20 protein-coding genes are annotated in these 20,095 nt (G+C 64.2%); 9 read left to right on the forward strand and 11 right to left on the reverse strand.

Annotated features, from left to right (window positions below):
* Positions 1-160: 160 nt before the first annotated feature.
* The 3 genes from prpC to C6A77_RS12810 form a co-directional block, all read right to left on the reverse strand.
* Positions 161-1,288, reverse strand: coding sequence for a 2-methylcitrate synthase (gene prpC / locus C6A77_RS12800; protein WP_114169800.1), 1,128 nt, complete (start codon positions 1,286-1,288; stop codon positions 161-163).
* Between the two features lie 207 nt (positions 1,289-1,495).
* Positions 1,496-2,386 (reverse strand): methylisocitrate lyase, encoded by an 891-nt coding sequence (prpB, locus tag C6A77_RS12805; protein ID WP_114169801.1) that lies wholly within the window; start codon positions 2,384-2,386, stop codon positions 1,496-1,498.
* Positions 2,383-3,099, reverse strand: a complete 717-nt coding sequence (locus C6A77_RS12810; protein WP_013971909.1) for a GntR family transcriptional regulator — start codon at positions 3,097-3,099, stop codon at positions 2,383-2,385. The genes prpB and C6A77_RS12810 overlap by 4 nt, the downstream gene beginning before the upstream one ends.
* A gap of 305 nt (positions 3,100-3,404) precedes the next feature.
* Here C6A77_RS12810 and C6A77_RS12815 point away from each other — a divergent pair, with 305 nt between their 5' ends.
* The 5 genes from C6A77_RS12815 (at position 3,405) to C6A77_RS12835 (ending at position 8,831) form a co-directional block, all read left to right on the forward strand.
* Positions 3,405-3,941 carry an ATP-dependent zinc protease gene (locus C6A77_RS12815; RefSeq protein WP_114169802.1) on the forward strand — a complete coding sequence of 179 codons (537 nt, stop codon included), beginning with the start codon at positions 3,405-3,407 and terminating at the stop codon, positions 3,939-3,941.
* 5 nt (positions 3,942-3,946) lie between these two features.
* Entirely contained in the window at positions 3,947-5,482 is a 1,536-nt protein-coding gene (locus tag C6A77_RS12820) for an inactive transglutaminase family protein (protein WP_114169803.1), read from the forward strand.
* The gene (locus C6A77_RS12825) at positions 5,482-6,462 is read left to right on the forward strand and encodes an alpha-L-glutamate ligase-like protein (RefSeq protein WP_114169804.1); all 981 of its coding nucleotides are present in this window, start codon (positions 5,482-5,484) and stop codon (positions 6,460-6,462) included. The genes C6A77_RS12820 and C6A77_RS12825 overlap by 1 nt, the downstream gene beginning before the upstream one ends.
* A gap of 211 nt (positions 6,463-6,673) precedes the next feature.
* Positions 6,674-8,017: an aminodeoxychorismate synthase component I gene (pabB, locus tag C6A77_RS12830; protein WP_114169805.1), complete on the forward strand. Its 1,344-nt coding sequence runs from the start codon at positions 6,674-6,676 to the stop codon at positions 8,015-8,017.
* A 79-nt stretch (positions 8,018-8,096) separates the two neighbouring features.
* Positions 8,097-8,831, forward strand: coding sequence for a phosphoadenylyl-sulfate reductase (locus C6A77_RS12835; protein ID WP_114169806.1), 735 nt, complete (start codon positions 8,097-8,099; stop codon positions 8,829-8,831).
* A 126-nt stretch (positions 8,832-8,957) separates the two neighbouring features.
* Here C6A77_RS12835 and cysB read toward each other — a convergent pair whose 3' ends face one another.
* From cysB to C6A77_RS12855, 3 genes are all read right to left on the reverse strand, one after another.
* Positions 8,958-9,932, reverse strand: a complete 975-nt coding sequence (gene cysB / locus C6A77_RS12845) for an HTH-type transcriptional regulator CysB (protein ID WP_114169807.1) — start codon at positions 9,930-9,932, stop codon at positions 8,958-8,960.
* Between the two features lie 128 nt (positions 9,933-10,060).
* Entirely contained in the window at positions 10,061-10,558 is a 498-nt protein-coding gene (locus C6A77_RS12850) for a universal stress protein (RefSeq protein ID WP_114169808.1), read from the reverse strand.
* 126 nt (positions 10,559-10,684) lie between these two features.
* A complete protein-coding gene (locus C6A77_RS12855) occupies positions 10,685-11,626 on the reverse strand; it encodes a putative 2-dehydropantoate 2-reductase (protein WP_114169809.1) in 942 nt (313 codons plus the stop codon).
* A gap of 231 nt (positions 11,627-11,857) precedes the next feature.
* Between C6A77_RS12855 and C6A77_RS12860 the strand changes: the two genes are divergently transcribed.
* Positions 11,858-12,934, forward strand: a complete 1,077-nt coding sequence (locus tag C6A77_RS12860; protein WP_025338433.1) for a 3-deoxy-7-phosphoheptulonate synthase — start codon at positions 11,858-11,860, stop codon at positions 12,932-12,934.
* Positions 12,935-13,078: 144 nt separating this feature from the next.
* Here C6A77_RS12860 and C6A77_RS12865 read toward each other — a convergent pair whose 3' ends face one another.
* Positions 13,079-13,360 (reverse strand): GNAT family N-acetyltransferase, encoded by a 282-nt coding sequence (locus C6A77_RS12865; protein ID WP_114169810.1) that lies wholly within the window; start codon positions 13,358-13,360, stop codon positions 13,079-13,081.
* A 506-nt stretch (positions 13,361-13,866) separates the two neighbouring features.
* Between C6A77_RS12865 and oprI the strand changes: the two genes are divergently transcribed.
* The gene (oprI, locus tag C6A77_RS12870; RefSeq protein ID WP_003259780.1) at positions 13,867-14,118 is read left to right on the forward strand and encodes an outer membrane lipoprotei OprI; all 252 of its coding nucleotides are present in this window, start codon (positions 13,867-13,869) and stop codon (positions 14,116-14,118) included.
* A 132-nt stretch (positions 14,119-14,250) separates the two neighbouring features.
* On the opposite strand, the gene C6A77_RS12875 is transcribed toward oprI, so the two are convergent.
* The 3 genes from C6A77_RS12875 to C6A77_RS12885 form a co-directional block, all read right to left on the reverse strand.
* A complete protein-coding gene (locus C6A77_RS12875; RefSeq protein ID WP_114169811.1) occupies positions 14,251-15,228 on the reverse strand; it encodes a L,D-transpeptidase family protein in 978 nt (325 codons plus the stop codon).
* A gap of 111 nt (positions 15,229-15,339) precedes the next feature.
* Complete coding sequence (locus tag C6A77_RS12880; protein WP_114169812.1) at positions 15,340-15,630, reverse strand: hypothetical protein; 291 nt, start codon at positions 15,628-15,630, stop codon at positions 15,340-15,342.
* A 58-nt stretch (positions 15,631-15,688) separates the two neighbouring features.
* The gene (locus tag C6A77_RS12885) at positions 15,689-16,294 is read right to left on the reverse strand and encodes an arylesterase (protein WP_114169813.1); all 606 of its coding nucleotides are present in this window, start codon (positions 16,292-16,294) and stop codon (positions 15,689-15,691) included.
* Positions 16,295-16,304: 10 nt separating this feature from the next.
* Between C6A77_RS12885 and C6A77_RS12890 the strand changes: the two genes are divergently transcribed.
* The gene (locus tag C6A77_RS12890; RefSeq protein ID WP_114169814.1) at positions 16,305-16,988 is read left to right on the forward strand and encodes an ABC transporter ATP-binding protein; all 684 of its coding nucleotides are present in this window, start codon (positions 16,305-16,307) and stop codon (positions 16,986-16,988) included.
* The gene (locus tag C6A77_RS12895) at positions 16,988-19,495 is read left to right on the forward strand and encodes an FtsX-like permease family protein (protein ID WP_114169815.1); all 2,508 of its coding nucleotides are present in this window, start codon (positions 16,988-16,990) and stop codon (positions 19,493-19,495) included. Before C6A77_RS12890 ends, C6A77_RS12895 begins: the two co-directional genes overlap by 1 nt.
* 126 nt (positions 19,496-19,621) lie before the next feature.
* On the opposite strand, the gene greB is transcribed toward C6A77_RS12895, so the two are convergent.
* On the reverse strand, positions 19,622-20,095 hold the full coding sequence (gene greB, locus C6A77_RS12900; protein WP_114169816.1) for a transcription elongation factor GreB: 474 nt from the start codon (positions 20,093-20,095) through the stop codon (positions 19,622-19,624).

Genomic DNA, 20,095 nt, shown 5'->3' on the forward strand with positions numbered 1-20,095 from the left:
CGCGCGGGGGGGGGGGGGGGGGGGGCGGGGCCCCCCCCCCCCCCCCCCCCCCCCCCCCCCCCCCCCCCCCCCCCCCCCCCCCGGCGGGCGGGGGCCGGCCCCCCCCCCCCCCCCCCCCCCCCGCTCCCACAGGGGAAACGGGTTGCCTCTCTATGTCTATTCAGCGCTGCTCGATTGGCACGAACTGGCGCTGTTCGACGCCGACGTATTCGGCACTCGGGCGGATGATGCGGTTGTTGGCGCGCTGCTCGAAGACGTGCGCCGCCCAGCCGGTCAGGCGCGAGCAGACGAAGATCGGGGTGAACAGCTTGGTCGGGATGCCCATGAAGTGATACGCCGAGGCATGGTAGAAGTCGGCGTTGGGGAACAGGCGCTTCTGCTCCCACATGGTCTTGTCGATGGCTTCGGAAACCGGGTACAGCACCTTGTCACCCACTTCGTCGGCGAGCTGCTTCGACCAGCCCTTGATCACCTCGTTGCGCGGGTCGGACTCTTTGTAGATGGCATGGCCGAAGCCCATGATCTTGTCCTTGCGCTCAAGCATGCGCAGCAGCTCGGCGGTGGCTTCCTGTGGGCTCTGGAAGCGTTCGATCAGTTCCATCGCCGCTTCGTTGGCGCCGCCGTGCAGCGGGCCGCGCAGCGAACCGATGGCGGCGGTGACGCAGGAGTACAGGTCGGACAGGGTCGAGGCGCAGACGCGGGCGGTGAAGGTCGAGGCGTTGAATTCGTGCTCGGCGTAGAGGATCAGCGACACGTTCATGACCTTGACATGCAGCGCGCTGGGCTTCTTGCCGTGCAGCAGGTGCAGGAAGTGGCCGCCGAGGGTGTCTTCGTCACTGGTGCAATCGATGCGCACGCCATGGTGGCTGAAGCGGTACCAGTAGCACATCACCGCCGGGAACAGCGCCAGCAGGCGGTCGGTCTTGTCGCGCTGCTGGTCGAAGGTCAACTCGGGTTCGAGGGTGCCAAGCACCGAGCAACCGGTGCGCATCACATCCATCGGGTGGGCATCGCGCGGGATGCGCTCGAGCACTTCCTTCAGCGCTTGCGGCAGGTCGCGCAGGCCCTTGAGCTTGTGCTTGTAGTCGGCCAGCTCGGCTTTGCTGGGCAGCTCGCCGTACAGCAGCAGGTAGGCGACTTCTTCGAACTCGGCACCGGCGGCCAGGTCACGCACGTCGTAACCGCGGTAGGTCAGGCCGGCACCGGCCTGGCCCACGGTCGACAGCGCGGTCTGGCCAGCCACCTGGCCGCGCAGGCCTGCGCCGCTGAGTACTTTTGCTTCGGCCATGGTGTTTCTCCTTTCTTGAATTTGTTTATGGAAATCTAGCTGGCTGATCGGGTTTGCCTGTGCTGGCCTCTTCGCGGGTAAACCCGCTCCTACAGAGGTAGTGGTGTTTCCAGTGGCCAGTCATGGCAGGTAATACAAGGCTCCCAGACTGCACTGAACCTGTGGGAGCGGCTTTAGCCGCGAAGAGGCCGGCACAGGCAACATCACTTACCCTTTCTTCTGCGCAAACAGCGCATCGAGGCTCTGCTCGAAGGCGTGGTAACCGATGGCATCGTAGAGCTCCATGCGGGTCTGCATGGTGTCGATCACGTTTTTCTGCGTGCCGTCGCGGCGCAGCGCGGTGTACACGTTCTCGGCTGCCTTGTTCATGGCGCGGAATGCCGACAACGGGTACAGCACCAGCGACACATCGACCGAGGCCAGTTCTTCGGTGGTGTACAGCGGCGTGGCGCCAAACTCGGTGATGTTGGCCAGGATCGGCGCCTTCACCCGGTCGGCGAAGGTCTTGTACATCTGCAGTTCGGTGATGGCTTCCGGGAAGATCATGTCGGCGCCGGCTTCGACGCAGGCGGCAGCGCGGTCCAGGGCGGCATTCAGGCCCTCGACGGCGAGCGCGTCGGTACGCGCCATGATCACGAAGCTGTCATCGGTACGGGCATCGACCGCGGCCTTGATGCGGTCGATCATTTCCTGCTGGCTGACGATTTCCTTGTTCGGGCGGTGGCCGCAGCGCTTGGCGCCAACCTGGTCCTCGATATGGATGGCGGCAGCGCCGAACTTGCTCATCGAGCGCACGGTGCGGGCAACGTTGAAGGCCGAGGCACCGAAGCCGGTGTCGACATCCACCAGCAGCGGCAGGTCGCACACGTCGGTGATGCGGCGCACGTCGGTGAGGACATCGTCCAGGTTGCTGATGCCCAGGTCCGGCAGGCCCAGCGAGCCGGCCGCCACGCCGCCACCGGACAGGTAGATCGCCTTGAAGCCGGCGCGCTTGGCCAGCAGGGCATGGTTGGCGTTGATGGCGCCAACCACCTGCAGCGGATGTTCAGCGGCAACGGCGTCGCGGAAACGCTGACCGGGGGTGCTCTTCACAGTCATTTCTCACCTCGTGGGCTGTTGTTGTGGGCGTCCAGATAGTGACGCTCGATGTTGCGCTTGGACGCGCCGATGTGGCGGCGCATCAGGAGTTCGGCCAGTTCGCCGTCACGGTCGGCGATGGCGTCGAGAATGCGGTGGTGCTCGGCAAAGGCCTGGCGCGGCCGGTTCGGCGTAGCGGAGAACTGGATGCGGTACATGCGCACCAGCTGGTACAGCTCGCCGCAGAGCATCTTGACCAGGGTCTGGTTGCCGCTACCCTGGATGATGCGGTAATGGAAGTCGTAGTCGCCTTCCTGCTGGTAGTAGCCCAGGCCGGCCTGGAACGCGGCGTCGCGCTCGTGGGTGTCGAGCACCCGGCGCAGTTCGTCGATGTCGGCCTGGCTCATGCGTTCGGCGGCCAGGCGGCAGGCCATGCCTTCCAGCGATTCGCGAATTTCGTACAGTTCGATCAGTTCGGCATGGTTCAGCGATACCACCCGCGCCCCTACATGCGGCACGCGCACCAGCAGGCGCTGGCCTTCCAGGCGGTGGATAGCCTCACGCAGCGGCCCGCGGCTGATGCCGTAGGTGCGCGCCAGTTCCGGCTCGGAAATCTTGCTGCCGGGGGCGATGTCGCCCTTGACGATGGCTGCCTGAATGCGCCGGAAGACGTTTTCTGACAAGGTTTCCGTTTCGTCTGTAAGCACCGGGCTGGGGGTGGAGAGGTCCTGCATATTGTCGACACCTTGCAAATCTCATGGCCAGAAATTAGCTAATTCAACCTCAGCAGTCAAAGACAAAATGAATATTGTCGACAATCGTCTAAGAACGAACTAACGCCGGCGCAGCGCTGTCAGATCGCGCACCGCTGGCGTCAATACGTCGGCGTGATAGAATGCCGCGCCTCCGATGGGGTATGGATAGCCTGTCTGTCATCCATTCATGCTTGTTGACAGATGAACAAGGAAGCTTGCGCAGTCGTTGCCAGTCGCCTTGCCCTGAACATAGCCCGAACCTTGCACTGCACCGCGCCAGGAATATGAGACTTACACCCGCTCTAATGCTGCTCTGCCTCACCCTGCTGCCGGCCCTTGGCCAGGCGGCGGGCAAGACCGTGTACGGTCTCAACGAATACGCACGCCTGGGCGACCTGGACCTGGAAGTGGCCGCCAAGCTCGACACCGGGGCCAAGACCGCCTCGCTCAGCGCTCGCGACATCAAGCGTTTCAAGCGCAACGGCGAAAGCTGGGTACGCTTCTACCTGGCCATTGATGCCGCCCATTCGCACCCGATCGAACGCCCGCTGGCACGCGTCAGCAAGATCAAGCGCCGCGCTGGCGACTATGATGCCGAATCGGGCAAGGCCTACACGGCTCGCCCGGTCATCGAACTTGAAATCTGCATGGGCCAGGCCATGCGCACCATCGAAGTCAACCTCACCGACCGCAGCGCCTTCCAGTTCCCGCTGCTGATCGGCTCCGAGGCGCTCAAGCACTTCGACGCGCTGGTCGACCCAAGCCTTAAATATGCGGCCGGCAAACCTGCCTGTGCCACCGACGCTCCCAAAGCAGAGTAATCCCGATGCGCTCTCTTACCCTCCATCTGAAAGTCCTGATCACCGTGCTGGTGTTGTTGGGCGTGGCGGTCACGGCTTATCAGATCTTCGTACTCGGCATCCCGGTAACCGAGGATGAAACCGACGACCTGTGGAACATCGACGCCAAGGTCGAGTTCGTGGCCAGCACCAAGGACCCGGTCAAGGTGCAGATGTTCGTGCCACCGCTGAACCGCGACTACGTCAGCCTCAACGAGAGCTTCATCTCCAACAACTACGGGGTGAGCGTCAACCGTGCCGACGGCAACCGCAAGGTCACCTGGTCGGCACGCCGCGCCAGCGGCAACCAGACCCTCTACTACCGCCTGGTGCTGACCAAGCGCTACAGCAACGAGAAGACCACGGTCAAAGGCCCGACCTTCCGTGACAGCCTGGCAGTCGAAGGCCCCGAGAAGATCGCCGCCGAGGCCCTGATGGCGCCGATCCGCCAGCACTCGGCCGACGTCGAGACCTTCGTCAGCGAGACCATCAAGCGGGTCAACAACCTCAACGACGACAACGTCAAGCTGCTGCTGGCCGGCGACACCACGGCCATGAAGAAAGCCCAGGTCATCGACCTGCTGCTGTCGATCGCCCACGTGCCGATGGAGAAGGTGCACACCATCCGCCTGGTGGCCGACACCCCGCAAACCCCGGAACTGTGGCTGCGCAGCTTCAACGGTAGCGACTGGCTGTACTTCAACCCGGACACCGGCGAGCAGGGCCTGCCCAGCGACCGCCTGCTGTGGTGGACCGGTGACGACAACCTGATTACCGTCGATGGCGGCAAGAAGGCCAACGTCACCTTCAGCATGAACAACAGCGAGATGAACGCCATCCGCCTGGCCAAGCTGACCGACGAGAATACCGACGCCGACTTCCTCGAATACTCACTGTACGGCCTGCCGCTGCAGACCCAGCAGACCTTCATGATCATGGTGATGATCCCGATCGGCGTGCTGGTGATCCTGGTGCTGCGCAACCTGATCGGCCTGCAGACCCTGGGCACCTTCACCCCGGTACTGATCGCCCTGGCCTTCCGCGAAACCCAGCTGGGCTTCGGCATCGTGCTGTTCACGGTGATTACCGCGCTGGGCCTGTCGCTGCGCTCGTACCTGGAGCACCTGAAACTGCAGATGCTGCCGCGCCTGTCGGTGGTACTGACCTTCGTCGTGGTGCTGATCGCCGCCATCAGCCTGTTCAGCCACAAGCTGGGCCTGGAGCGCGGGCTGTCGGTCGCGCTGTTCCCGATGGTGATCCTGACCATGACCATCGAGCGCCTGTCGATCACCTGGGAAGAGCGTGGCGGCGGTCATGCCATGAAGGTCGCCATCGGCACGCTGTTCGCCGCCTCCCTGGCGCACCTGCTGATGATGGTGCCGGAGCTGGTGTACTTCGTGTTCACCTTCCCGGCCGTGCTGCTGATTCTGGTGGGCTTCATGCTGGCGATGGGTCGCTACCGCGGCTACCGCCTGACCGAGCTCGTGCGCTTCAAGGCATTCCTGAAGAAGGCTGACGCCTGATGTTTGGCCTGATCAAGACGTGGAAAGCCCTGGAGGCCCGGGGCATCATGGGTATCAACCGGCGCAACGCGGACTACGTGTTGAAGTACAACAAGCGCCACCTGTACCCGATCGTCGACGACAAGATCATCACCAAGGAGCGCGCCCTGGCGGCCGGCATCCATGTGCCGGAAATGTACGGCATCATCGAGACCGAAAAAGAGATCGACAAGCTCGACCAGATCATTGGCGGGCGCAGCGATTTCGTCATCAAGCCGGCGCAAGGCGCCGGCGGTGACGGCATCCTGGTGATCGCCGACCGCTTCGAGGACCGCTACCGCACGGTGTCGGGCAAGATCATCAGCCACGAGGAAATCGAGCACCAGATCTCGAGCATCCTCACCGGCCTGTACTCGCTGGGCGGCCATCGCGACCGCGCGCTGATCGAGTACCGGGTCACCCCCGACCAGATCTTCAAGAGCATCAGCTACGAAGGCGTCCCGGACATCCGCATCATCGTGCTGATGGGCTACCCGGTGATGGCCATGCTGCGCCTGCCGACCCGGCAGTCCGGCGGCAAGGCCAACCTGCACCAGGGCGCCATCGGCGTGGGTGTCGACCTGGCGACCGGCGTCACTCTGCGCGGTACCTGGCTGAACAACATCATCAGCAAGCACCCGGACACCACCAACGCGGTGGACGGCGTGCAACTGCCGAACTGGGACGGCTTCATGAAGCTGGCCGCCGGCTGCTACGAGCTGTGCGGCCTGGGCTACATCGGTGTCGACATGGTGCTGGACCAGGACAAGGGGCCGCTGATTCTGGAACTCAACGCCCGTCCGGGCCTGAACATCCAGATCGCCAACGACTGCGGGCTGACCCAGCGCACCCATGCCATCGAGGCGCACATCGAGGCGCTGGCCAAGGAAGGTGTTACCGAGGATGCCGAGCAGCGTGTTCGGGTAGCTCAGGGGTTGTTCGGGCACGTGCATCCGGGCTGAAAAAGCCGGGGCCGCTTTGCGGCCCAATCGCGACACGAGGCCGCTCCCACAGGCGATCGCGCACTGCTGTGGGAGCGGCCTTGTGTCGCGATTGGGCTGCAGAGCAGCCCCATACGCCAAACACAATGTTGAATGTCGCGCCCAGTGCTAGGCGCATTTCCTGCACAGGTCTACAATCGCTCTCCTCGCTTTTACCTCGCCGTCCATACTGATGCCGACCTGTACGCTTCACCCCCTGCCCTACCAGCCCGACCCTGCCGTGTATTTCGCCCGTCTGCGCCAGGCGCCCGGCGCGATCCTGCTGGACAGCGCCCGCCCCGGCGCCGAACGCGGCCGCTTCGACCTGCTCAGCGCCTGGCCGCTGCAGCACTTGCAGGCGCAGCCCGACGAACATGGCCGCGCCTTCCTCCAGCGCCTGCGCGCCAGCCTGGCGCAGCTGGGCCACGCGCAGCTGCCGGCAGGCTGCGAGTTGCCATTCGCTGGCGGCCTGATCGGCTACCTGAGCTACGACTTCGGCCGCCGCCTGGAACAACTGCCCAGCCTGGCCGTGGACGACCTCGGCCTGCCGGACGCGCAGTTGGGCCTGTACGCCTGGGCTCTGGTCAGCGACCACCAGTGCGCGACCAGCCAGCTGGTGTTCCACCCGCGCCTGGCGGGCAGCGAGCGCGAACGCCTGATCGCCCTGTTCGAAGGTGTCGACACCACTGAGCGCGGCAACTTCCAGCTGCTCGGCGCGATGACCGGCGACCTGCAGCCCGAGCAGTACAAGGCTGCTTTCGACCAGGTGCAGCGGTACATCCAGGCCGGCGATTGCTACCAGATCAACCTGACCCAGCGCTTCCGCGCGCCCTGCCAGGGCGACCCGTGGCACGCTTACCAGGCCCTGCGCACCGCCTGCCCCACGCCGTTCTCCGGCTACCAGCAACTGGCCGATGGCAGCGCCTTGCTGAGCTTTTCGCCAGAGCGCTTCATCCGCGTCAGCCAGCGCCAGGTGGAAACCCGGCCGATCAAGGGCACCCGCCCGCGAGCCAGCGACCCGGCCGAAGACGCGCGCAATGCCGAGCAACTGCTGCACAGCCGCAAGGACCGCTCGGAAAACCTGATGATCGTCGACCTGCTGCGCAACGACCTGGGGCGCACCTGCGAGATCGGTTCGGTCAAGGTGCCGGAGCTGTTCAGCCTGGAGAGCTACCCCAACGTGCACCACCTGGTCAGCAGCATCACCGGCCGCCTGGCCGCCGACAAGGACGCCCTGGACCTGGTCGGTGACAGCTTCCCCGGTGGTTCGATCACCGGCGCGCCGAAGATCCGCGCCATGCAGATCATCGACGAACTGGAGCCGGCACGCCGGGCGTTGTATTGCGGCTCGCTGCTGTACGTGGACGTTCGCGGCGAGATGGACAGCTCGATTGCCATTCGCAGCCTGCTGGTCAAGGATGGGCAGGTCAGCTGCTGGGGCGGTGGCGCGGTGGTGGCCGACTCCGAGTGGCAGGCCGAGTATGAAGAGTCGATCGCCAAGGTGCGGGTGTTGATGCAGACCTTGCAAGGCTTGTAGCAGGCGCCGCCGAACGTTTTTTTGTTACCATCACCTCACTACGAGCGCACAGCGCCACAGCCAAGATGGAAACCGCCTGATGAGCCAACCCTTCGACGTCGCCGCCCTGGCCGCGACCTACGCCAACAAGTCCCCGCAGGACATCCTCAAACTTGCCTTCGAGCACTTCGGTGATGACCTGTGGATCTCCTTCAGCGGCGCCGAGGACGTGGTGCTGGTCGACATGGCCTGGAAGCTGAACAAGCAGGTCAAGGTCTTCAGCCTCGACACCGGCCGCCTGCACCCGGAGACCTACCGGTTCATCGACCAGGTGCGCGAGCAGTACAACCTGCCGATTGAAATCCTCAGCCCCGACCGCGCCAGACTGGACCCGTTCGTCAAGGAAAAGGGCCTGTTCAGCTTCTACAAGGACGGCCACGGCGAATGCTGCGGTATTCGCAAGATCGAGCCGCTGCGTCGCAAGCTGGCTACGGTGACGGCCTGGGCCACTGGCCAGCGCCGCGACCAGAGCCCGGGCACGCGCAGCCAGGTGGCGGCACTGGAAATTGACAGCGCCTTCTCCACCGCCGAGCGCACCCTGTACAAGTTCAACCCGCTGGCACAGATGACCAGCGCGGAAGTGTGGGGTTACATCCGCATGCTGGAGCTGCCCTACAACAGCTTGCACGAGCGTGGCTTCATCAGCATTGGCTGCGAGCCGTGCACCCGCCCGGTGCTGCCGAACCAGCATGAGCGTGAAGGGCGTTGGTGGTGGGAAGAATCGACGCAGAAGGAATGTGGGTTGCACGCGGGCAACCTGATTACCAAGGCATAAGACTGGGGCCGTTGTGGGAGCGGGTTCACCCGCGAACACCGGCGAAGCCGGTGCCATACACCGCATCGCCTTCTTCGCGGGTAAACCCGCTCCCACAGGGGCTGTGAGGCCCCCTATACTTCTGGATCAGTGCACTGGCAGTTCGACACCTTCGAACAGCTCTTCCAGTTCCTGCTTGTTATGGCACTGAATCGCCTTGGCCATCACTTCACGGGTCAGGTGCGGGGCGAACTTCTCGATGAAATCGCACATGAAACCACGCAGGAAGGTGCCACGGCGGAAGCCGATCTTGGTGACGCTGGCTTCGAACAGCTCGCTGGCATCCAGGGCGACCAGGTCGTTGTCCAGTTTGGCGTCCACTGCCATGCCGGCGACGATACCAACGCCCAGGCCCAGGCGCACATAAGTCTTGATCACATCGGCGTCTGCTGCGGTGAACACCACTTTCGGCGTGAGGCCACGGTGGTTGAACGCCTCGTCCAGCTTGGAGCGCCCGGTGAAACCAAACACGTAGGTGACGATCGGGTATTCGGCAACCGCTTCCAGGGTCAGCTTCGGCAGCTTGGTCAAGGGATGGCCCTGCGGCACCACCACGCAGCGGTTCCACTTGTAGCACGGCATCATGATCAGGTCGCCGAACAACTCCAGCGCCTCGGTGGCAATGGCGAAATCGACCGTACCGTCCGCCGCCATCTCGGCAATCTGCATCGGCGAACCCTGATGCATGTGCAGGGAGACTTCCGGGTACTGCTTGATGAAGCTGCTGATCACCGGCGGCAGGGCATAACGCGCCTGGGTGTGGGTGGTGGCGATGGACAGCGTGCCCTTCTTCTCGTTGGAGAATTCCTGGGCAATCTGCTTGATGCTCTCGACCTTGCGCAGGATCTCGCCAGCGGTATTGATGATGCGCTCGCCGGCCGGGGTCACGCGGGTCAGGTGCTTGCCGCTGCGGGCGAAGACTTCGACACCCAGCTCATCCTCGAGCAGGCGGATCTGCTTGCTGATACCTGGCTGCGAGGTGTACAGGCTCTGCGCCGTCGCGGAGACGTTGAGGTCATGGTGCGCCACTTCCCAGATGTAGCGCAGTTGTTGAAGCTTCATAGGTTCCCCTCGGTTCAGCGATGAGTCCGCGGCAGCAGGCAGCGACGATATATAACTATATTAGTGGTTCTGGAAATAAATCTAGAACTATTTTGTTACACGCCCCCGGAAATGGCCTACGGCCATCTTCATGCTTTCCTACGCCCCAAATGCTGCGCCAGCGGCACCATGTACACCGGCACCGGCGACAGTTGCAGCAAGCGCACCGCCGTGCGCCCCAGTGGCACATCCACCCCGGCGCCAGCACTGTGGCTACCGAAGATCAGCAGGTCGACGCTCAGCCGCTGCGCCTGTTCGAGAATCACCTGCGCCGGGTCGCCCTGGCGCACCCGCACCGCCTTGATCACCGCCAGGTCAGCCTCCTCGCCAAGCTCGTCGCGAAAGCTTTCCAGCACTCGCTGCTCGATGTTCGCCATCACCGTGTTCACCCCCTGGCTGTGCAGCTGGTCGAGGGTCTGTTCATCAAGGTAGCTTTGCAGCAGAGATTCAGCGAACTGGCCCATCGGCTCCACCGCGTGGATCACATACAACTCGGCGCCGAATGTGCGCGCCAGCGCCAGCGCGTGCTGCATGACAAAAGGGGCGTAGACACCGAGGTCGGTGGCGTACAGCATGGAGTGGATCATTCGACCTCCTTGACTGCCGCTGCGGCAGAGCAAGCTTCAGCTTAGCAGCGCGCCAGACCGCTGCTTTGCCGTCCGGCGCAGGTGGGCCGCCGCCCTCCCCGCACCAGGCCGCAGGCGTGCTCGGCGCTAACGCGCGCTGCTGTCGATGAAGCTCAGTGCCTGATACAGCATTTCCATGCGTGGCAAGCTGCAGCCGGCCGCGCGTGCCTGTGCCAGCGGCTCGGCATAGATGGCCTGCAGTTCCAGCGGGCGCTTGAGGGCATGGTCGTGGTACATGCTCGGCCAGTAGTCGGGCATGCGCTCGGTCACCTGGAACAGGTGTTCGGCATAACCCGCGGGCAACACATGGCCACACGCCGCCGCGCCCTGCACCACCTCGGCCATCAAGGCCTGGATCAGCGCGCGGCTATGGCTGTCGGCCATCAGCGCCGTAGTGCTGGCGCCGAGCAGTACCGACAGGCCGTTGTAGGGCACATTCCACACCAGCTTTTGCCAGCGCGCCAACGCCAGGTTCGGCATGGCCTGCGACTCGATGCCCGCCGCCTGGAACAACCCGGCGCCTTCGCTGACCAGGGCAGCACCGCCACCAGCCGCCGGCCCGCTGTGATAGCCCAGGTTGACCGCCCCCAGCGCCTGGTGACGAATCACCCCGGGCGCCTGGCGGTTGACGCAGATGAAACACAGGCCGCCGAGCAAGTGCATGTCGCTGCGCAAGGCCGGGCGCAGCTGCTGCTCCACACCCAGGCCGTTCTGCAGCAGCACCACCTTGGCGCCCGGCGCGGCCGCCTGCACGATCAGCGGCGCCAGCTGGCCATTGCCGGTGGCCTTGGCGCCGACCAGCAGCCAGTCGCAGGGCGGCATGTCAGCAGCATTGGCATAGGCCTGCACCTTCATCTTCAGCGCGCCATGCTCGGCGCTGTCCAGCGCCAACCCCTGCTCACGAACCGTCTCGTACTCGCTGCGCAGCAGGAAATGCACATCGAAGCCGGCCCTGGCCAGCATCAACCCATAAAAGCCGCCGATGGCGCCGCTGCCGATGATGCCGATACGGGGGGTGTGCGAAAGCATGACGATCTCCAGGTAAAAGTCAGCCCTCTTTATTACACAGGTTGGGCGGCGCCGGGCAGCCCATTCGCAGCGAGCAGCCGCGCGCGCGGAAAAACCCCGCATGGACGGGGCCAAGCCCATTGTCGCGCCACCTGTAACGCGCTAAGGTTCGGCTCCCCGCTGCGATTATTCTTGCTGCTGGGCCGCACGGGGATAGTTGGCGGCCGGCACCGTGACCTGACGAGTAACACGATGGCTGATTTACCGATCGATGACTTGAACGTTGCCTCCAACGAGACCCTGATCACCCCCGATCAGCTCAAGAAGGAAATCCCCCTCAGCGCCAAGGCCCTGCAGACCGTGACTGCCGGCCGTGAAGTGGTGCGCAATATTCTCGACGGCAAGGACCATCGCCTGTTCGTCGTGGTCGGCCCTTGCTCGATCCACGACATCAAGGCCGCCCACGAGTACGCCGAGCGCCTGAAAGTGCTGGCCGAGGAAGTGTCAGACACGCTGTACCTGGTCATGCGCGTGTATTTCGAAAAACCGCGTACCACCGTCGGCTGGAAAGGCCTGATCAACGACCCGTACCTGGATGACTCGTTCAAGATCCAGGACGGCCTGCATATCGGCCGCAAGCTGCTGCTGGACCTGGCCGAGATGGGCCTGCCGACCGCCACCGAAGCGCTCGACCCGATCTCCCCGCAGTACCTGCAGGACCTGATCAGCTGGTCGGCCATCGGCGCCCGCACCACCGAATCGCAGACCCACCGCGAGATGGCCTCTGGCCTGTCCTCGGCGGTCGGCTTCAAGAACGGTACCGACGGCGGCCTGACCGTCGCCATCAACGCCCTGCAGTCGGTCTCCAAGCCGCACCGCTTCCTCGGCATCAACCAGGAAGGCGGTGTTTCGATCGTCACCACCAAGGGCAACCCGTATGGCCACGTGGTGCTGCGCGGCGGCAACGGCAAGCCGAACTACGACTCGGTCAGCGTCGCCCTGTGCGAGCAGGACCTGGCCAAGGCGAAGATCAAGGCCAACATCATGGTCGACTGCAGCCACGCCAACTCCAACAAGGACCCGGCCCTGCAACCGCTGGTCATGGAGAACGTCGCCAACCAGATCCTCGAAGGCAACCAGTCGATCATCGGCCTGATGGTCGAGAGCCACCTGAACTGGGGCTGCCAGTCGATTCCGAAGAACCTCGACGAGCTGCAATACGGCGTGTCGATCACCGACGCCTGCATCGACTGGTCGGCTACCGAGAAGACCCTGCGCAGCATGCGCACCAAGCTCAAGGATGTGCTGCCGCAGCGTAAGCGCGGCTGATCAGTCCAGAAAAAAGCGGGGCCGCCATGCGCCCCATCGCTGGCAAGCCAGCTCCCACATGTACAGCGTCATGCTTTGAATGTGGGAGCTGGCTTGCCAGCGATGGGGCGCGCAGCGGCCCCGCTTTTTTATGAAATCAGAAACTCAGACCTTGCTCGAATGCCGCTGCTGGCGCTCCATGTAGCGCTCCACATACGAGCACGACGGAATCACCGTGTAGCCCATCTGTTCGGCGTACGCCAGGGCCCGTTCGGTCAGCGCCGCAGCGATCCCTCGGCCGCGCAGGGCGTTGGGCACGAAGGTGCGATAGATGTCCAGCGTCTGCTTGCCCAGATCCATGTACGTCAGATAGGCACGATGACCGTCCACATTGGTCTCGAACTGATGACCGGCCTGGTCATGGTGGATGGTCAGCGCTTCGCTCATCACTACTCCTCGCAGGTCTTCTCGGCAGACCCATACCTTAACCGATGGTGGTTTATCCGGCACAGAATCCTCTACGCCACCTGTTGCCCCTTCGACCTCCGGACGTTTGCAATCGTTCGGCTGTTCTGGCACTCACAAGATAGTAGGCGCCGCAGGCGGGATTGCTCAAGGTGGTGGCGGTTAAAAATGGCTGGAACGGTGCCACAGCGACTCTTGCATGAGGCCCGGCAGCCACCGGATGTACCAGGACTTAAGACGCTGAAGGACAGTTAAAGTCACCGTTAGTTCAGCAAAAAAGTTCCCGCACTACAATCGCTTGCGCACCCTGCAGGTTTTTTTCACAGACGTGTCGCAAATCTTGTCGGAACGACGTCAAGCAACATTTTTTTTGCAGTTCTTGCGCTTAGTCAGTTTACTTACTACAAGTAATGGGTACTATGTACGCCGGCCAGTTTCTCTTTTCCGAGAGATGGCTATTTAATAGAAAGTCCTTGAAGGGGAACACGATGAACAACGTTCTGAAATTCTCTGCTCTGGCTCTGGCCGCAGTTCTGGCTACCGGTTGCAGCAGCGTATCCAAAGAAACCGAAGCTCGTCTGACTGCGACTGAAGACGCAGCAGCTCGCGCTCAAGCTCGTGCTGACGAAGCCTACCGTAAGGCTGACGACGCACTGGCAGCCGCTCAGAAGGCTCAGCAGACCGCTGACGAAGCCAACGAGCGCGCTCTGCGTATGCTGGACAAAGCCAGCCGCAAGTAATAATCCTCACGGATTGTTATGGAGCCGACCCACTTGTGGGTCGGCTTTTTTATTGCCTGCGCACAAGGCAAACACGCCAGACAGAAACAAAAAGGCCTGCACTAAGGCAGGCCCTGATGCGTCGCATAAACCCTACTGCAGTTCTGGCGGAATGCTCGACACCATGGGTGCGCCACCCTGGTTTTCGGTCGGTACGGCAATCTCTACCGGCATGCCATCTTCCGCGGCCACCACATCACGCACCATATCCCAGTTCATGCGCAGGTTGTTGGCCAGGTCTTCGCGCTTGAGCAAGGCGTTGATAACGGCAGTGTGTTTATCGACCACCGACGGATTACCCTGGTCGTCCAGCGGCGTGTGCGCCTCCAGATAGACCTTGCCGCCGCTGATGCCGAACTTGTAGGGCTCGTTGATGATGCGCACCGGCGTACCCACCGGCACCATCTTCGACAGTTCCAGCACGTTGTTGTTGAGCATGCGGAAGCAACCGTGGCTGGTACGCATGCCAATGCCGAACTTCTTGTTCGAACCGTGGATCAGGTAACCCGGCACGCCAAGGGTGAACTTGAACGGCCCCAGCGGGTTGTCCGGGCCGGCTGGCACCACGCTCGGCAGGATGTCGCCGTCGGCGGCGTGCTCGGCGCGGATCGAGGCTGGCGGGGTCCAGGTCGGGTTCGGCGTCTTGGCGGTGATCTTGGTGTTGGCGATCGGCGAACCCCAACCCTCACGACCAATGCCCAGCGGGAAGGTATGCACCACGTTCTGCCCTTTCGGGAAGTAGTACAGGCGATACTCGGCCAGGTTGATGACGATGCCTTCACGCGGGCCCGGCGGCAGGATGTAGCGGGTCGGCAGGATGATTTCGGTGCCGGCGCCCGGCAGCCACGGGTCGACGCCCGGGTTGGCGGCGATCATTTCCAGGTAGCCGAGGTCGTTGGCAGTGCCGATATCGGCGAAGGTGTCCTCGTACTTTGCCTTGATCACCTGCACCTGGCCGATGATGTCTTCACCGGGTGGTGGCAGTGGCAGCTCCAGCGCAGCAGCAGGGCCTGCTACCAGCAGGGCGGCCAGGGACAGGCTACGGGTGACGGCAGGAAAGCGCGGCAACATCCGGTAAATCCTTCGAAAGGTGGGTCAAGAGAATCGATTGTACACCTGCGCCGATACAAGCGGGAGGCATTGCTGCCATGCAGGCGTTTCAGATGATGAAAGGCGCGGCGTTCAGCCCCCGTGCAACTCCGGCCACACCGGGCGCATGCCGCGCCGCTGGGCATCGAGGATGGCGCGGCACAGGTCACACAGGCGGCCGTCCCGGTAGATCGAGCGCGGCACCCCGGACCAGCGCGGTTGCGCCGGCAGCAGGCCGCCACACAGGGTACGGTCGACCGGCACGCCCAGTTCGAGCTGGCGCGCCACCAGATGGACGCGGATTTCCTGGCAGGCGAACAGGTCGAGCTGCTCATCAGGCTCGATCAGTTGGTAGGCGTACAGGGACCAGGCAGGGCGCGGCATCGGGGGCACTCGAAACGGGGGGCGCAACATTAGCCGAAAGCCGGCGCCGTTTAAAGCGTCACAGCAAGGGTTTTATCGCCGGCCAGGCATTTTCCAGCAGGCGCTGTTGGGCGGCCTGGGCCGGATGGATACCATCAGCCTGCATCAGTTCAGGCACGCCCCCTACCCCCTCGAGGAAAAACGGCACCAACGGTACCTGTTTTTCTGCCGCCAGCTGTTCATAGGCCTGGGCAAACGCGGTGGTATAGCGCACGCCGTAATTGGGCGGCAGGCGCATGCCCAGCAGCACCACCTTGGCACCGGCCTTGCGCGCGCTCTCGATCATCGAGGCAAGATTTTGTTGCAATTGCGCTGGCGGCTGCCCGCGCAGGCCGTCGTTGCCGCCCAGCTCCAGTACCACCAGGCTCGGCTTGTGTGCTGCAAGCAGCGCCGGCAGCCGCGCCTGGCCACCGGCACTGGTGTCGCCACTGATCGATGCGTTGACCACCTTGTCATCGAAACCTTCATCCTTCAGACGGGCCTGCAACAACGACACCCAGCCCTGGCGGGTATCCAGGCCAAAACCGGCGCTGATACTATCGCCGACAACCAGCAGTGTTCCCGCCGCCGCGCTCTGGGCCAGGCAACACAGGGCCAGACCGGCACTCCACCACCACACTCGCATCGGATTCTCCATGGGCCCCAGCATTCTCGTTGCGCAGCACCTTAGCAAAGTGGTCCCCAGCGCGGAAGGTGACCTGACCATCCTGCACGCTTTGTCCCTCGACCTGGCCCAGGGCGACAGCCTGGCCATCGTCGGCGCCTCGGGCTCGGGCAAGTCGACCCTGCTTGGCCTGCTCGCCGGCCTCGACCAGCCCAGCGCCGGCAAGGTCATCCTCGCCGGCCACGACCTGGGGCCGCTGGATGAAGACCAGCGGGCGCGGGTGCGCGCCGAACACGTGGGCTTCGTGTTCCAGTCGTTCCAGCTGCTCGACAGCCTCAACGCCCTGGAAAACGTCATGCTGCCGCTGGAGCTGGACGGCCGTCGCGATGCCCGCGAACAGGCGCGCACCCTGCTCGAGCGGGTCGGCCTGGGCAAACGCCTGAGCCATACCCCGCGCCAGCTGTCGGGCGGCGAACAGCAGCGGGTGGCCATCGCCCGCGCATTCGCCGCGCAACCGGCAGTGCTGTTCGCCGACGAACCCACCGGCAACCTCGACAGCCACACCGGCGAGCGCATCAGCGACTTGCTGTTCGAACTGAACAAAGAGCGCGGCACCACCCTGGTGCTGGTGACCCATGACGAACGCCTGGCGCGGCGCTGCCGCCGCCAGATCCGCCTGGACGCGGGCCGCCTGGTGGCCGCGGTGGAGGCCTGATGACCCACATGCCGCTGTCCCGCCTGTGCGGCCTGGCCCTGCGCCAGTTGCTGCGTGATGTTCGCGCCAGCGAAGTGCGCGTGCTGTTTTTCGCCCTGCTGGTGGCGGTCGCTGCCAGCACCGCCATCGGCTATTTCGGCGCACGCCTGAACGGTGCCATGCAGCTGCGCGCCAGCGAGTTCCTTGGCGCTGACCTGGTGCTGCAAGGCAGCGCCCCGGCCCGCGAGGCGCAGCTAGTCAGCGGCAAGGCGCTTGGCTTGCGTCACGCCCAGGTGGTCGAGTTCACCAGCGTGGTTGGCGGCGACAATGGCATCCAGCTGTCCAGTGTCAAGGCGGCCGATGGCGCCTACCCGCTGCGCGGGCAGGTGCGCAGCGCGCCGGCGCCCTATGCCGCCGAAACCGCGGGCGGCGGCCCGGCGCCTGGCGAGGCATGGGTCGAGCCGCGCATGCTGGCGGCCTTGGGGCTGCAGGTGGGCGACAACATCGATGTGGGCATGAAAACCCTGCGCATGAGCCGCGTGCTGACCTACGAACCGGACCGCGCCAACAATTTCTACAGCCTTACCCCCCGGGTGATGATGAACCTGGCCGACCTGCAAGCCACCGGTGTGATCCAGCCGGGCAGCCGGGTCACCTATCGCGACCTGTGGCGTGGCGATGCCGACGTGTTGGCCCAGTACCGCGAATCATTGAAAAAGGACCTGGCCGCCAACCAGCGCCTGCGCGATACCCGCGATGGCAACCAGCAGATCGGTGGCGCCCTGGGCAAAGCCGAACGCTACCTGAACATGGCCAGCCTGGTTGCGGTGCTGCTGGCCGGCGTCGCCGTCGCCCTGTCGGCCAGCCGCTATGCCGCACGCCGCCTGGATGCCAGCGCCCTGCTGCGTTGCCTGGGGCTATCGCGCCGCCAGGCGCTCGGCCTGTACTGCGCGCAATTGGCCATGCTCGGCCTGGTCGCCGCGCTGGCCGGCGCCCTGCTCGGCTGGCTGGCCCAGCTGGGCCTGTTCCGCCTGCTGCACGGCCTGCTGCCCAGCGTGGTGCCGGCAGGCGGCGTGGTCCCGGCGCTGGCCGGCATCGCGACCGGGCTGGTTGCGCTGGCCGGCTTCGCCCTGCCCCCCATCGCCGCTCTGGGCAAGGTGCCGCCGCTGCGCGTGCTGCGCCGCGACCTGCTGCCGATACCGCCCAGCAGCTGGCTGGTGTATGGCGCCGCCCTACTCGCCTTGGGCCTGATCATGTGGCGCCTGAGCCTCGATCTGCTGCTCACCTTCGCCCTGCTTGGCGGCGGCCTGGTCGCCGCGCTGCTGCTCGGCGGCCTGCTGCTGCTCGGCTTGCGCAGCCTGCGCCGGTTGCTGGGCGGGGCGCCGCTGGCCTGGCGCCTGGGGCTGGGCCAGCTGCTGCGCCACCCCACGGCTGCCGCCGGCCAGGCGCTGGCCTTTGGCCTGATCCTGCTGGCCATGGCCCTGGTCGCTTTGTTGCGTGCGGAACTGCTCGATACCTGGCAAGCGCAGCTGCCCAAGGATGCACCCAACCATTTCGCCCTGAACATCCTGCCGGATGACCGCGAGCCGTTCGCCCAGCATCTGCAGCAGGTCAATGCGACCTCGGCGCCGCTGTACCCGGTGACTCCCGGGCGCCTGGTGCAAATCAACCAGCAACCGGTGCAGCAGGTGGTCAGCAAGGATTCGGCAGGCGAGCGCGCCGTGCAGCGCGACCTCAGCCTGACCTGGGCGGCCGAATTACCCGAAGGCAACGCGCTGACCGCCGGCCACTGGTGGCAGGCGACGCCGAGCGACAGTGAAATTCCCGGTGTTTCGGTGGAGGCGCAACTGGCTACCAGCCTGCACCTGAAACTGGGCGATCTGCTCACCTTCGACATCGGCGGCCAGCAGCGCCAGGCCCGGGTCAGCAGCTTGCGCAGCGTACATTGGGACAGCTTCCAGCCGAACTTCTACATGATCTTCCAGCCCGGCACCCTGCAAGGGTTGCCGACCACCTACCTGACCAGCTTCTACCTGGCGCCGGGCCACGACGTTGAGGTAGTGGCACTGTCACGAGCATTCCCGGCGGTGACCATTCTGCAGGTGGACGCTTTGCTCGAACAGTTGCGCAGCATCCTCGCCCAGGTGACATTGGCGGTGGAGTACGTATTGCTGTTCGTCCTGGCGGCCGGGCTGGCGGTGTTGTTCGCCGGTTTGCAGGCGACCCTGGACGAGCGCATCCGCCAAGGCGCCCTGCTGCGCGCACTGGGCGCGGCGCGCCCCTTGCTGGTCAAGGCGCGGCGGATCGAGTTCGGTTTGCTGGGTGCGGTCAGCGGGCTTTTGGCGGCAGTCGGGTGTGAGCTGATTACCCTGGTTCTGTATCGCTATGCCTTCGACCTGCAATGGCGTCCACATGCCTGGTTGCTGATGTTGCCGCTGGCCGGGGCGTTGCTGGTGGGCGGTGCGGGCGTGCTGGGGACGCGGCGGGCTTTGAATGCCAGCCCGTTGGCGGTGTTACGCGACAGTTGAGGGTTGCCGGTGCCGGCCTCTTCGCGGGTAAACCCGCTCCCACAGGTAATGCATTACCCTTGAAGGTAACGCGCGACCTGTGGGAGCGGGTTTACCCGCGAAGAGGCCAGGCCTGGCAACACAGGATCACTGATCGTAACTGATGCTGTTCACATACCAGGTCGCTTCACCGGTAGGCGTGTGGACCACCACCTCATCACCCTCTTGCTTCTTCAGCAGGGCGCGGGCCATGGGCGAGTCGATCGAGATGTAGTCATTGCGCCCGTAGATTTCGTCATAACCGACAATGCGAAACTTCAGGGTCTCGCCCTCGTCGTTCTCGATTTCCACCCAGGCACCGAAAAACACCTTGCCCTCCTGCTGCGGCGAGTAAGCCACCACCTTCACATCTTCAAGGCGCTTGCGCAGGTAACGCACCCGGCGGTCGATCTCGCGCAGCAATTTCTTGTTGTACTGGTAGTCGGCGTTCTCGCTGCGATCACCCAGCGACGCCGCCCAGGCGACCTTCTGGGTGATCTCCGGGCGGTACACCCGCCACAGGTGGTCCAGCTCTTTCTTCAGCGCCTCATGGCCTTGCGTGGTGATGATGTTGGTACTCAA

Source organism: Pseudomonas sp. AFG_SD02_1510_Pfu_092 (genome assembly GCF_003331055.1).
Taxonomy (GTDB): Bacteria; Pseudomonadota; Gammaproteobacteria; order Pseudomonadales; family Pseudomonadaceae; genus Aquipseudomonas.